The 12,434-nt window shown below is 73.7% G+C and carries 9 protein-coding genes and 2 pseudogenes; 4 read left to right on the top strand and 7 right to left on the bottom strand.

Annotated features, from left to right (window positions below; all coding sequences use genetic code 11):
• Positions 1-186 (top strand): annotated as a pseudogene (locus AAW14_RS32390) (hypothetical protein); the annotation flags it as partial.
• 81 nt (positions 187-267) lie between these two features.
• Here the strand turns inward: AAW14_RS32390 and AAW14_RS32385 are convergent.
• Both AAW14_RS32385 and AAW14_RS32380 read right to left on the bottom strand, forming a co-directional pair.
• Positions 268-1,858, bottom strand: a pseudogene (locus AAW14_RS32385) (RDD family protein).
• 198 nt (positions 1,859-2,056) lie between these two features.
• On the bottom strand, positions 2,057-3,463 hold the full coding sequence (locus AAW14_RS32380; RefSeq protein ID WP_265567994.1) for an FAD-binding oxidoreductase: 1,407 nt from the start codon (positions 3,461-3,463) through the stop codon (positions 2,057-2,059).
• A gap of 149 nt (positions 3,464-3,612) precedes the next feature.
• Here AAW14_RS32380 and AAW14_RS32375 point away from each other — a divergent pair, with 149 nt between their 5' ends.
• Positions 3,613-5,031 (top strand): tetratricopeptide repeat protein, encoded by a 1,419-nt coding sequence (locus AAW14_RS32375; RefSeq protein ID WP_265567993.1) that lies wholly within the window; start codon positions 3,613-3,615, stop codon positions 5,029-5,031.
• 104 nt (positions 5,032-5,135) lie between these two features.
• Here the strand turns inward: AAW14_RS32375 and hppD are convergent, their stop codons facing one another.
• A complete protein-coding gene (gene hppD / locus AAW14_RS32370) occupies positions 5,136-6,281 on the bottom strand; it encodes a 4-hydroxyphenylpyruvate dioxygenase (protein WP_265567992.1) in 1,146 nt (381 codons plus the stop codon).
• A 122-nt stretch (positions 6,282-6,403) separates the two neighbouring features.
• Between hppD and AAW14_RS32365 the strand changes: the two genes are divergently transcribed.
• Positions 6,404-6,901: an Lrp/AsnC family transcriptional regulator gene (locus AAW14_RS32365; protein ID WP_265567991.1), complete on the top strand. Its 498-nt coding sequence runs from the start codon at positions 6,404-6,406 to the stop codon at positions 6,899-6,901.
• A 44-nt stretch (positions 6,902-6,945) separates the two neighbouring features.
• On the opposite strand, the gene AAW14_RS32360 is transcribed toward AAW14_RS32365, so the two are convergent.
• The 3 genes from AAW14_RS32360 to AAW14_RS32350 are packed head-to-tail and all read right to left on the bottom strand — an operon-like array spanning position 6,946 to position 9,765.
• A complete protein-coding gene (locus AAW14_RS32360; protein ID WP_265567990.1) occupies positions 6,946-7,737 on the bottom strand; it encodes a S16 family serine protease in 792 nt (263 codons plus the stop codon).
• Between the two features lie 43 nt (positions 7,738-7,780).
• Complete coding sequence (menC, locus tag AAW14_RS32355) at positions 7,781-8,890, bottom strand: o-succinylbenzoate synthase (RefSeq protein WP_265567989.1); 1,110 nt, start codon at positions 8,888-8,890, stop codon at positions 7,781-7,783.
• Positions 8,887-9,765: a chorismate synthase gene (locus AAW14_RS32350; protein WP_265567988.1), complete on the bottom strand. Its 879-nt coding sequence runs from the start codon at positions 9,763-9,765 to the stop codon at positions 8,887-8,889. The genes menC and AAW14_RS32350 overlap by 4 nt, the downstream gene beginning before the upstream one ends.
• 122 nt (positions 9,766-9,887) lie before the next feature.
• Between AAW14_RS32350 and AAW14_RS32345 the strand changes: the two genes are divergently transcribed.
• On the top strand, positions 9,888-11,486 hold the full coding sequence (locus AAW14_RS32345) for a PucR family transcriptional regulator (RefSeq protein WP_265567987.1): 1,599 nt from the start codon (positions 9,888-9,890) through the stop codon (positions 11,484-11,486).
• Between the two features lie 159 nt (positions 11,487-11,645).
• Here AAW14_RS32345 and AAW14_RS32340 read toward each other — a convergent pair whose 3' ends face one another.
• Positions 11,646-12,287, bottom strand: coding sequence for an IclR family transcriptional regulator (locus AAW14_RS32340; protein WP_265567986.1), 642 nt, complete (start codon positions 12,285-12,287; stop codon positions 11,646-11,648).
• Between the last annotated feature and the right edge of the window lie 147 nt (positions 12,288-12,434).

Raw genomic sequence — 12,434 nt, 5'->3', positions numbered from 1 at the left:
GCCACCGGGTGGGGGCTGGCCACCGGGTGGGGGCTGGCCGCCGGGTGGGGGCTGGCCGCCGGGTGGCGGGGCGCCGTGAGGAGGTTCGCCGCCGGGCGGTGGGCCCCCGTGGGGGCCGGGGCCGCCGCCCTCGGACGGCGGGGGCTGCTGCTTCCTGAACGGATCGTCCTCCGGGGAGTCCTGTGAGCCGTGGGGCGGCGGTTCGGTGCTCATGGCCCGAGTCGACCGCGAACCCTCCGGCTCCGCATCCGTACAGGTCCGTCCGGGTCAGCCCGCCACGAACGTGTGCGCCGCCTTGTCGTGCCAGCACTGGTGCCAGGGGCGGTCGAACAGGCACCACAGGACGCCGACGACACCGACGACCAGCAGGCCGGGCACGCTGTAGACGAGCCAGCGGCGCAGGGCCGGGCCGAAGGCCGGCGGTTCGTGGCCCTCGATGTCCCGCAAGCGTACGGCCCCATCTGGCGGTCGGCAGCACCTCGTAGAGGACCCCGAAGCCGAGAAGCACGGCGAGCACGACGGCGAGGTACACCGAGGTCGTGCCGTCGAGCAGCCACACGGTCACGGCCTGACCCGACAGCTTGGCCGCGTCGATCTTGGCGTGGACGTGGTCGATCGCCTTGGTGCCGAGCGGTACGGCGGCCACGCCCGTGACCGCCGCCAGGACCAGGGTGTCGAGGAGCCGGGCGGCCAGCCGCTTGCCGAGACCCGCGGGCCGGGCCGCCGCCTGGGCGCGGGCGGCCGCCTGGAACGGGTCGTCCACCGGCGGCTTCCACGGTGCGACGGGCCGGGCCCCTTCCTCGGCGTCCTGGGCGCCGGAGCTGGCGAGCTGGTGCACCTGCTGCGCCCAGGAGGGCTGGCCGCCGCCGGGGCCCGAGGTCATGGGCGTGGCGGCGGGGGCGGCGGACTGCCGGGGGAGGCTTGCCGCGGGCTGCTGCGAGAGCGAGCCGGCCGGCTGCTGCGGGGGCTGCCCCGTCGCGGGCGCCGACGGCGCCGGGGCGGGCGGCTGCTGCCGGGGCAGAGCGGCGCGTTGCTGCGGGGCGGGTTCCGGGGCCTCGGGGTCCAGGCCCAGCGCCTGGCGGGCCGCGGCCCGGGAGCTCGCCGGGTGCGCGGTGGGCTGCCCCGGACCGGAAGCGGCCGCCCCCGTGTCCCGGGCCTGCTCCCCCGTGCGCGGGGAGGGCGCTCGGAACGTCATGGCGCCCTCGGAGGGGGCGGGGCCCCCGGTGCCCGAGGTGCCCGCGGCAGCCGCTCCGGTGCCTTCGCCGCGCGTCGGCCGACGGAACATCACCGTGCCGTCCGGGGCCGGGGATGAGCCGGAGCCGGAAACCGGACCGGAGCCGGATGCCGGACCGGTGCCCGAAGCCGGACCGGAGTCGGTGCGGGCACCGGGGTCGGCGGGCCGGATCGTCGCCGTGCCGTCCGTACGGGTCGCCGCGCCGTCGGGATGGGGCATCGCGCCGTCGGAACGGCCGGCGAGCGGCAGCCGCGGGTCGCCGGCCGCGCCCCAGGAGACCCGGCGGTCCTGGTCGCCGCCGAAGCCGGACTGCTGGGAGCGGTCGGCGCCCCAGGCCGCGGCGGGCTCGGGGCGGCTGCCGTGCTGGGCCTCGGCCGGGCTCTGCCGGGGCTCTTCGACCGGGTCCTCGTCGAAGAAGTGCGGCCCGGTCTCCTCGACCGAGGGCCCTGCGGGGCGTGCGCCGGACGGCGGGGAGAGCGGCTCGCCGCCCGCGGGCGCCGGTCGGCTGGTGCCCGGTACCCAGGCAACGCCGTTCCAGTACCGGACATATCCAGGAATGGACGGGTCCGGGTAGTACCCTTCGCGAGGTCTGTCGTCGCCGGGTGCCGGAGTTGGGGCGCTCATGTCCGTCGTCCCGTATCTGCTCGGGGGATCGTGTGGGCAACCACATCTATCAGAAGCGCGCAGCAGGCATTGCCGCTCCGCCCGTACCCGACCCTTTCCGGGCGACACCGCGCACGCCCTGTACACACCTGGAACACACTCCGAAAAATTCTCTCCGAAACTCGCTTCACGCTCCGCGCACCCGAGAGGGTGAGCGGGTCAGAAGAGTTTGCCGGGGTTGAGGATGCCCAGCGGGTCGAAGGCCTTCTTGACCGCCCGCTGCATCTCCACGCCCACCGGGCCGATCTCACGCGCCAGCCACTCCCTCTTCAGGACGCCCACGCCGTGCTCGCCGGTGATCGTGCCGCCGAGCTCCAGGCCGAGCGCCATGATCTCGTCGAAGGACTCGCGGGCCCGCCGGGACTCGTCGGGATCCTGGGCGTCGAAGCAGACGGTCGGGTGGGTGTTGCCGTCGCCCGCGTGCGCGCAGACCCCGATGGTGAGCCCGTACTTCTCGGCGATCCGCTCGACCCCCTCGAGCATCTCGCCCAGCCGGGAGCGGGGCACGCACACGTCGTCGATCATCGTGGTGCCCTTGACGGCCTCGAGTGCGGTGAGCGACAACCGGCGGGCCTGCAGGAGCAGTTCGGACTCGGCCTCGTCGTCGGCCGGGACGACCTGGGTGGCGCCCGCGGCCTCGCACAGCGCCCCGACCGCGGCGAGGTCGGCGGCCGGGTCCGCGGTGTCGAAGGCGGCGAGCAGCAGGGCTTCGGTGGACTCCGGCAGGCCCATGTGCGCCAGGTCGTTGACGGCCTTGACGGTCGTACGGTCCATCAGTTCGAGGAGGGACGGCACATGACCGCCCGCCATGATCCGGCACACCGCGTCGCAGGCGGCGGAGGCGGAGGCGAACTCGGCCGCGAGCACCAGTTGCCGGGGCGGCTGCGGCTTCAGGGCGAGGATCGCGCGGACGACGATGCCGAGGGAGCCCTCGGAGCCGACGAAGAGCCGGGTGAGGTCGTACCCGGCGACGCCCTTGGCCGTACGGCGCCCGGTGGACATGAGACGTCCGTCGGCGAGGACGACGTCGAGGCCGAGGACGTACTCCGCCGTCACCCCGTACTTCACGCAGCACAGACCGCCGGAGGCGGTACCGATGTTGCCGCCGATGGTGCACATCTCCCAGCTGGAGGGGTCCGGCGGGTAGGAGAGGCCGTGTTCGGCCACCGCGCGGGAGAGCGTGGCGTTGATGACGCCGGGCTCCACGACGGCGATGCGGTCGACCGGGTTGATCTCCAGGATCCGGTCCATCTTCGTCAGCGAGAGCACGATGCAGCCGTCGGTGGCGTTGGCTCCGCCCGACAGGCCGGTGCGGGCGCCCTGTGGAACGACCGGGACGCGCAGTTCGGTCGCGGTCCGCATGACGTGCTGGACCTGCTCGACGGTGCGCGGCAGCACGACCACGGAGGGGGCGCCGGCCGCGCAGAAGCTCGCCATGTCGTTCGCGTACGAGGCCGTGACGTCGGGGTCGGCCAGCACGGCATCGGCCGGCAGGCCGGTGCGGAGGCGGTCGAGGAGGTTGCCGGTGACGTCGTCGCGCGGGGCTTCGATACGGCTCATGATCACAGCGTGGCACCCGGGGACGGCGGTGTGAACCCCGCCCGCGCGAGGCGTCCGCCGGGGCGGGGGCGGCCTGGGCCCATCGGTGTGAAACCGCTCGGCGCGGGGGCGGGGGCGCCGGGATGTGATTGTCGTACTGACGCATCGTGTGCCACATGGAGATCGAACAGCCGGCTGTGCCGCGCCCCCGCCGCTCACCTGCCGTCCGGCGCGTGCTGATCGCCTCGGTGATGGCGTGTGCCGTGCTCGGCGGAGCACCGACGCTGATGCGGTACGGGCGCGAGCAGGTCGTGCCGCCGGGGCCGGTGGCCCGGGCCGGGACCGCGGTGAGCGGGGGCGTGCCCGCCGCGCTCACCGATCTCGCGGCGTTCATCGCGGACCGGGAGTCGTACCTGCGGAGCCATCCGCGTGATGCGCGGGCCTGGGCCCTGCTCGGGGCAGCGTATGCGGACCGGGGGAAGCGGACGTCGGACGCCCAGGACTTCCCCCGGGCCGAGAGGGCGCTGTGGACCTCGCTGACGGTGCGCAGGCGGGGGAACACCGAGGCGCTGGGCGGGCTCGCCGTGCTGGCGAACGCACGCGGGGACCACCGGGCGGCGAAGCAGTGGGCCGAGGCGGCGGTGCGCTCGGCGCCCACGGCGTGGACGGCGTATCCGGCGCTGATCGAGGCGTACGACGGGCTCGGCGACCACAAGGCCGTGGGCCGGACGCTGGACAAGCTGCTCGCGCTGGAGCACGGGCCCTCGGCGATGACCGCGGCCGCGCGGGTCTACTGGGCCCGGGGCTGGCGCGACGACGCGGCGGCCATGCTGTCGGACGCGGCGGCGCGGGCGGAGGGAGCCGCGGAACGGGCGGCGGACTGGGAGCGGGCCGGTGAGCTGGCCTGGGAGCGGGGGGAGCCGGGCGAGGCGCTGCGGTACTTCGAGACGGCGGAGCGGACCGACCCCGGCGGGCACGCCGCTCTGGCCGGGCAGGGTCGGGCGCTGGCCGCGCTCGGGCGGACCCGGGAGGCTCTGGAGGCGTACGGGGCGGCACTCGTGGAGCAGCCGTCGCCGGGGTACGCGCTGGAACTGGGCGAGTTGTACCAGTCGCTCGGCTACCAGGACCACGCGACGGCGCAGTACGACCTGGTGCGGGAGCGGGGACGGAAGGACGCGGCCGTCGGGGTGGACGACGCGGTGGTGCTGGGGCTGCTGGAGGCGGACCACGGGGAGCCGGCGGCCGGGGTGCGACTGCTGCGTCAGGAGTGGCGGCGGCAGCCGGGGGTCCGGGTGGCGGACGCGCTGGGCTGGGCGCTGCACCGGGCCGGGCAGAACCGGGAGGCGCTGGGCTATGCGACACGGGCGACGGACCGGGAGCCCTCGGGCGGGGTGCGCAGCGCGTTGTACGCGTACCACCGGGGCCAGATCGAGAGGGCCCTGCGGCGGACCGGCCCGGCCCGCCGCCATCTCGGGGAGGCGCTGCGCATCAACCCCCACTTCTCACCCCTGCTGGCGCCGGTGGCCCGGGATGCGCTGGGCCACCTGGGAGAGCCGTCGGAGGAGGGGCCCTGGGAGGATTTCTACTCCTACTAGCCCCTACAGCCGGCTCGCTGCTCCTCTCCGGCCGGCTCGCCACTCCTCCTGGGTCCTGGGCGATGTCCCTCTGGATCCAGGAGGGTGTCCCTGAGGAGCGTGTCCTACAGGTTGCCCCGCTTCGCCTGCTCACGCTCGATCGCCTCGAACAGAGCCTTGAAGTTGCCCTTGCCGAAGCCCATGGAGCCATGGCGTTCGATGATCTCGAAGAAGACCGTCGGACGGTCCTGGACCGGCTTGGTGAAGATCTGCAGCAGATAACCGTCCTCGTCGCGGTCGGCGAGGATCTTCAGCTCGCGCAGGGTCTCGACGGGGACGCGGGTGTCGCCGACCCATTCGCCGAGGGTGTCGTAGTACGAGTCCGGGGTGTCGAGGAACTGCACGCCGGCCGCCCGCATCGTCCGTACCGTCCGCACGATGTCGTTCGTGTTGAGCGCGATGTGCTGGACGCCGGGGCCGCCGTAGAACTCCAGGTACTCGTCGATCTGGGACTTCTTCTTGGCGAGGGCGGGCTCGTTGATCGGGAACTTGACCTTGAGCGTTCCGTCGGCGACGACCTTGGACATCAGCGCGCTGTACTCGGTCGCGATGTCGTCGCCCACGAACTCCTTCATGTTCGTGAAGCCCATGACCCGGTTGTAGAACCCGACCCATTCGTTCATACGGCCGAGTTCGACGTTGCCGACGCAGTGGTCGATCGCCTGGAAGGTGCGGTGCGCGGGCGGCTCGACCATCGGCTCGGCGGCGACGAAGCCGGGCAGGTAGGGGCCGTCGTAGCCAGTGCGCTCGACCAGGGTGTGGCGGGTCTCCCCGTATGTGGCGATCGCCGCCAGGACGACGCTGCCGTTCTCGTCCTTCAGCTCGTACGGCTCGGCGACCGAGCGGGCGCCGTGCTCGAGCGCATAGGCATACGCGGCGCGCGCGTCCGGGACCTCGATGGCGAGGTCGATCACGCCGTCACCGTGCTCGGCCACGTGCTGGGCGAGAAAGTGGCCCCAGGCGGTGGCCGGCTTGATGACGGAGGTGAGGACGAAGCGGGCCGAGCCGTTCTCGAGGACGTACGAGGCGGTCTCGCGGCTGCCGGTCTCCGGTCCGGAGTACGCGACGAGCCGCATGCCGAAGGCGGTCGAGTAGTAGTGCGCGGCCTGCTTGGCGTTGCCGACGGCGAAGACGACCGCGTCCATTCCCTTGACCGGGAAGGGGTCGGCCTCACGCGCGGTGTCGGGGGTGTGGTGTGTGGTCTGCGTCATAGGCGCAGCCTCACCCGTCTTCGCAAGGTGCGCAATAGTTTGTGTGATGACTGGACAATCTGCTCAGCAGGGTGCCCGTGACTGCGGGCGTTCTGTACAGGATGACCATCGGGGAGCGCGGTATGGCGATCGATCATCTGGACGCCCGGCTCATCGTGCTGCTGGCACGGGAGCCGCGGATCGGGGTGCTGGAGATGTCCCGGCGGCTCGGGGTGGCGCGCGGCACCGTACAGGCGCGTCTGGACCGCCTCCAGTCGAACGGGGTGATCCGCGGGTTCGGGCCGCAGGTGGATCCCGCCGCGCTCGGCTACCCGGTCACGGCGTTCGCGACGCTGCAGATCCGCCAGGGGCAGGGCGCGGACGTCCGGGCCCACCTGGCGACCGTCCCGGAGGTCCTCGAGCTGCACACCACCACGGGGAGCGGGGACATGCTGTGCCGACTGGTGGCCCGCTCGAACGCCGACCTCCAGCGGGTGATCGACCTGGTCGTCGGGTTCGAGGGCATCGTGCGCGCCTCCACGGCGATCGTCATGGAGGACGCCGTCCCGCTGCGGATCATCCCGCTGGTGGAGCAGGCGGCGCAGGACCGGGAGCGGCCCGGGCGGCCCGAGAAGCCCTGATCCAGGGGCCTCGGCGGCCGGGCCCAGGCGGTGTCCGACACCGCTCAGCAGCTCGGTACCGAGCCCTTCCCCTTCTCCAGGGCCACCAGCGCGTCGACCGCGCCGTTCAGCGTGGTCACCGGCACCAGGCGCAGCCCCGTCGGCAGCTCCGCCGACGCGTCGGAGCACTCCGCCTTCGGGACCAGGAAGACACTCGCGCCGTCCCGGCGGGCCGCCTGGGTCTTCAGGGCGACCCCGCCGACCGCGCCCACCGTGCCGGTCCCGTCGATCGTGCCCGTACCGGCGATGGTCCGGCCGCCCGTCAGATCGCCGCCGCTGCCGTCGCCGCGCAGCCTGTCGATGATCCCGAGCGTGAACAGCAGGCCCGCGCTGGGACCGCCCACGTCCGAAAGCTTCAGCGTGACCTTGACGTTCTTGTCGCTCAGATGCAGATACCCCAGCGCCGCCCGGGTCGCCGCGTCCTGGGACTGCTTCATCTGCTCGGTGTTGTGCTGCTCGATCTCCTTGACACTGTTGCCGCTGGGGTAGACCGCGTCACGCGGCATCACCGCGCGGTCCGTGCGGAACCAGCCGTCGATCACATCGCCGAGCGAGACACGCGCATCGGGACCGGTCGCCACGATGGTGGTCATCCGCAGCTGACCGGTCGTCCGGCGGGTGGGCGCTCCGCCGATCGTGATCACGGGGGCGCCCTGGTTCTCGCCGAGCACATTGGCCGTCATGCCGGGCTGCGCCACGGAGAAGGGCAGCGGCGCGAACACCGCCGTGGCGAGCAGGGCCACGACGGGCAGGGCGCAAAGCGCGGCGGCCTTGGGGCGCGAGAGGCGAGAGAGCACGAGATCAATCTAACGCGGCGACGACTTCCGGCCGATCCCCCGGTCAACGCCGCCACAGCTCCCTGCGGCCGGTGGTGAAGCGCCGCAGCGCGTCCGGGAGCGGTTCGACGCCGATCCCGGGCGCGGACGGCACCGGCAGATGGCCGTCCCTGAGCACGAACGGCTCGGTGATGTCCTCGGCGAAGTAGCGGGAGGACGCGGAGGTGTCTCCGGGGAGGGTGAAGCCGGGCAGGGCGGCCAGGGCCAGGTTGGGGGCGCGGCCGATGCCCGTCTCCAGCATGCCGCCGCACCACACCGGCACCCCGTGTGCATGCGCCACGTCGTGGACCCGGCGGGCCTCCAGGTAGCCGCCGACCCGCGCGGGCTTCACATTGACGACCCGGCAGGCGTCCAGGGCGATCGCGGAGGCGGTGTCCCGGGCGTTGTGCAGGGACTCGTCGAGACAGACGGGGGTCGTGATGCGCCGCTGGAGCCGGGCATGCGCGTGCAGGTCGTTCTCCCCGAGCGGCTCCTCGATGAGCAGCAGCCCGAACTCGTCCAGTCTCCGCAGGTGCTCCGCCTCGGCAAGCGTGTACGCGGTGTTCGCGTCGACCTGGAGCGGCAGCGCGTCCCCGAAGCGCTCACGGACGGCTCGTACGGGCTCCACGTCCCAACCCGGCTCGATCTTCAGCTTGATGCGGACGTACCCCTCGGCCAGGTAGCGCTCCACGTCGTCGAGGAGTTCCGCGACGGACGGCTTGATACCGACGGAGACCCCGGCCGGCACCCTGTCCCGTACCGCCCCCAGATAGGTCGCGAACGGCATCCCGTGGGCGCGCAGTTCCGCGTCCAGGACCGCCGTCTCCAGTGCCGCCTTCGCCAGCTCGTGGCCCTTGATCTTCGCCATCGCCGGAGCGAGCGCCGCCGTCGCCGGGCGGGGCAGGGCGGCGACGCGCGGCAGCAGGAAGTCGCGCAGGACGATCTCGGCGCCGGCGACGAACTCCGAGCAGTACAGCGGTTCGGGGTCGGCCGCGAACTCCGACCAGCCCTCGGCGTCGTCGGTGACGACATGGAGGAGGAAGGTGTCCTTCGTCGTCATGGTCCCGAAGGAGGTGCGGAACGGGGTGACGAGCGGGATCGCCACATGGACGATGTCGACGCGTTCGAGCTTCATGCCGGGGAGTCCTCCTCGCGAGTGAGCGTGTACCAGCCTTCCCGGGACATGCCCGTGGCCGTGAACCCCTCCGCGAAGGCCGCCGTGAAGACCTCGCGGACGGCGTGCCGCCAGCGCAGGGCGAGGTCGGGGTCGGCGGCACGCAGGGCGACGATGTCCTCGGGCACCCGGCACCACACGTGCCGGCCGTCGTCGGAACGGAGGGCGAGCGGGGCGCCGTCCGGGGCCATGGCGGTCCCCCCTGCTCGAGAGCCGAGGGCTGGGGGGACGGTCGGGGGTGCGGGCGCGCGAGCGCCGGTCTCCTGCGGCTGCCGGGGCGACGCGAGGTCCCAGGTGACCGTCAGCCGGTCGCTCTCGTCGCCGTCGTTCACGCCGTCGGCCATCGGCCCGTAGAAGTCGACCAGGTACTCGGTGCCGGTCCCACCCAGTTTGACCAGGTTGAAGCGGGCGTTGCGGCCGACCAGCGGGTCGAAGGTCCAGCGCATGGTGCGGGCGCGGCGCTCCAGCGCCCAGACGCGCTGCCGCTCCTTCAGGGCGTACCCGACACCCCGGTCGGCCGCCGCCACCAGGGAGTACGCGTCCGCCTCGGCGGGCGGCCCGAACACGGCGACACAGGCCCCGGCCAGCCGGTCCCCGTCGGCCAAGTACGCGGCGTGCACTGCGCCGCCGGCGTGCACCAGGCTGTGCAGCACCTCCGCCGGGTACGGCGGGGTGCTCCGGGGCGTCCGCCACACGTCGCTGAAGAAGTCGGTCACGGCGGCGAGGCCGGCCACGTCGTGCACGGTGCTGAGGTGAACGCCGGCGGTGCGGGCAGCCGCTTCGGCGAGCCGCGCCGCCCGGTCGCGGGCACCCGAGTGGTCCGTCTCTGCTCTCATGGATCGAGTCTCCCGAGCCCGTGGCGCCCCCACGTTGTGGCGGAGGCCAAAGCCTGACTACGTTCCTGATGAGATCCTCCAAGCCACCTGAGATCCTCCAAACCACCGAGCGAGGGATCCCCATGGACGTCTGCACCCTCGGCGACCTGCTGGACGTTGTCGGCGAGCCCTCCGTCCGGCTGCACACCGCCCCCGCCGGGCTGACCGCGCCGGTCACCGAGGCGCTGCTGTACGACGCCCACGCCCCGCTCCCCCTTGCGCCGGGCGCGCTGCTGCTCGCGGTGGGCGAGCGGGCCCCGGCCGCCGGGCCGCTCACCCGGGCCGCCGCGGAGGCGGGGATGACAGGCGTCGTCGTACGGGGCGCGGACGGGCCCGTCGGCGAGGCGGAGTCGGCGGGGATCGCGTTGCTGTCCGTGGACGAGGACGCGGCCTGGCACCAGGTGCATCTGCTGCTGGCGTCGGCGATCGCGGCACGCCCCGCCGCCGCGGGCGGCGGGAGCGCGCGCGGAGAGCTCTTCGCGCTGGCCGACACGGTGGCCGCGGCCGTCGGCGGGGCCACCGCGATCGAGGACCCGAGGCAGCGGATCCTCGCGTACTCGACGGTGCCGGGGCAGGCGACCGACGAGGACCGCCGCCAGGGCATCCTCGGGCTGCGGGTGCCGGGGAGCCCGGAGAACACCGAGCAGTACCGGACGGTCTTCGCGGCCCACGGCCCGGTGCGGCTGCCGGCGCTCGCCGAGGCGCTGCCGCGGCTCGCCGTCGCCGTACGCGCCGGTGGCGAGACCCTGGGCTCGCTCTGGGTCGTGGACGACGGCAGGCTCGCACCTGACGCCGAGGAGACGCTGGCGCAGGGCGCCTCCACGGCGGCGCTGCTCCTGCTGCGGGCGCGCGCCGCGCAGGAACTGGCCCGGCACCAGGACGGTGATCTGCTGCGCCGTCTGCTCGAGGGCACCGCCGACCCGGCTGCCGCGGCGCACCGGCTCGGTCTCGGGGCCGTGCGGGTGGCGGCGTTCGTCCTGGACTCCACGGTCTCCGCTCCGGACGGCGAGCAGACCGCGCTGCGGCTGCTGGACCTCGTACGGCTCCAGTGCGAGGCCCGCTACGGACGGCACGCGTGTGTGCTTGTCGACGGGGTCGTGTACGCGCTGCTGCCCGTGCCCGTGGAGGCGCCCCGAGAGAGCGGCGGGCGCCGTGAGCAGCAGGCCCCGGCGGCCCAGCGGCGTGCCCAGGAGCACCGTCATCTGCGGCTGGCGGAGGACATCGTGCGGCGGGCCGGTCGGGCTCTGCGGGTGCCGGTGCGGGCCGGGCTCGGCGAGGTCGTGCCCTCGCTCGCCGGGGTGCGGGTCTCCCGCGACGATGCGGATCTCGTCCTGCGGGTGCTCGGGCCGGAGCTTCCGGTGGCGTCGGCGGCCGGGGTGCGTCCCCGGCTCACCCTGCTCCGGCTGTCCGAAGTGCTCCGCGAGCGGCACGAGTTGAGCGTGGGCGCCTGGCAGGAGGTCCTTGCGCACGACACCGGGCACGGCACCGAGTACGCGCGTACTCTGCTCGCCTGGTTCGAGGCCGGCTGTGACATGGCGGGCGCCGCACAGTTGCTCGCGGTGCACCCGAACACCTGCCGCTACCGCCTCAAGCAGGCTCAGCAGCACATCGGAATCGCCTTGGACGATCCCGACGAACGGCTGGTGCTGTGGCTGCAGTTGAGGACGCTGACGGAGCTCTAGGCGGGCCTCGGCGCGGTGAGCCGGTCCTTCAAGCCGACTCCGGCACTCGCGTAGCGCACGGACGAGCGAAGCGACCGTCTCCCGGCCGAGGCCGGGCAGGGCACCCGGGACGACTTGGTCAACCGCCGTCCGAACCCCGGGGTCCCCGCGGCGTGACGGTCAGCGCAGCGCCTCCGCCACCTCCCGCGCCGCGTCCACCACCCTCGGGCCCACCCGCTCCGGTACCGAGTCCGACAGCATCACGACCCCCACGCTGCCCTCGACCCCGGTCACCCCGAGCAGCGGCGCGGCGGCCCCGCTCGCACCTGCCTCCAGTTCTCCGTGGGTCAGCGTGTAGCCGGGCTCGGCGACGGGCTGCCGGCGGGCGGCGAGGATCGCGCGTCCGGCGGCTCCCCGGTCGAGCGGGTGCCGGAAGCCCGCGCGGTAGGCCACGTGGTAGTCGGTCCACGTCGGCTCGACCACGGCGACGGCCAGCGCCTCCGACCCGTCGACCAGGGTGAGGTGCGCGGTCGCCCCGATGTCCTCGGCGAGCGCCCGCAGGGCGGGCAGCGCGGCCTCCCGCACCAGCGGATGCACCTGACGGCCCAGGCGCAGCACCCCGAGCCCGACCCGGGCGCGGCCGCCCAGGTCGCGGCGTACGAGGGAGTGCTGCTCCAGGGTGGCCAACAACCGGTACACAACGGTCCGGTTGACGCCCAGTTTGGCGGACAGCTCGGTGACGGTCAGCCCATGGTCCGTGTCGGCGAGCAGCTTGAGGACCCTGAGGCCCCGGTCGAGCGTCTGGGAGGTCTCCGCGGTCACGACGCCCACTCCTTCATGGTGAGGCCGACGGCCTGCCGCGGCGGATGCGGCACCGAGTCCCGTTCGGCGACGCGCTACAGAGGCCGCCGATCGGCTGGCGGCCCGGGCACCTCCCGGACTGTCGCTTCACGGCTGCGCTCCGCGGCG

The organism is Streptomyces hygroscopicus, from assembly GCF_026168105.1.
GTDB lineage: Bacteria > Actinomycetota > Actinomycetes > Streptomycetales > Streptomycetaceae > Streptomyces > Streptomyces hygroscopicus_D.
This window is presented reverse-complemented; position numbering and strand designations above follow the sequence as displayed.

Bases quoted from the DNA above. Each gene is read 5' to 3' on its own strand.
- AAW14_RS32375 (WP_265567993.1), top strand. From the start codon at position 3,613: ATGGAGATCGAACAGCCGGCTGTGCCGCGCCCCCGCCGCTCACCTGCC.
- hppD (WP_265567992.1), bottom strand. From the start codon at position 6,281: ATGACGCAGACCACACACCACACCCCCGACACCGCGCGTGAGGCCGAC.
- AAW14_RS32365 (WP_265567991.1), top strand. From the start codon at position 6,404: ATGGCGATCGATCATCTGGACGCCCGGCTCATCGTGCTGCTGGCACGG.
- menC (WP_265567989.1), bottom strand. From the start codon at position 8,890: ATGAAGCTCGAACGCGTCGACATCGTCCATGTGGCGATCCCGCTCGTC.
- AAW14_RS32350 (WP_265567988.1), bottom strand. From the start codon at position 9,765: ATGAGAGCAGAGACGGACCACTCGGGTGCCCGCGACCGGGCGGCGCGG.
- AAW14_RS32345 (WP_265567987.1), top strand. From the start codon at position 9,888: ATGGACGTCTGCACCCTCGGCGACCTGCTGGACGTTGTCGGCGAGCCC.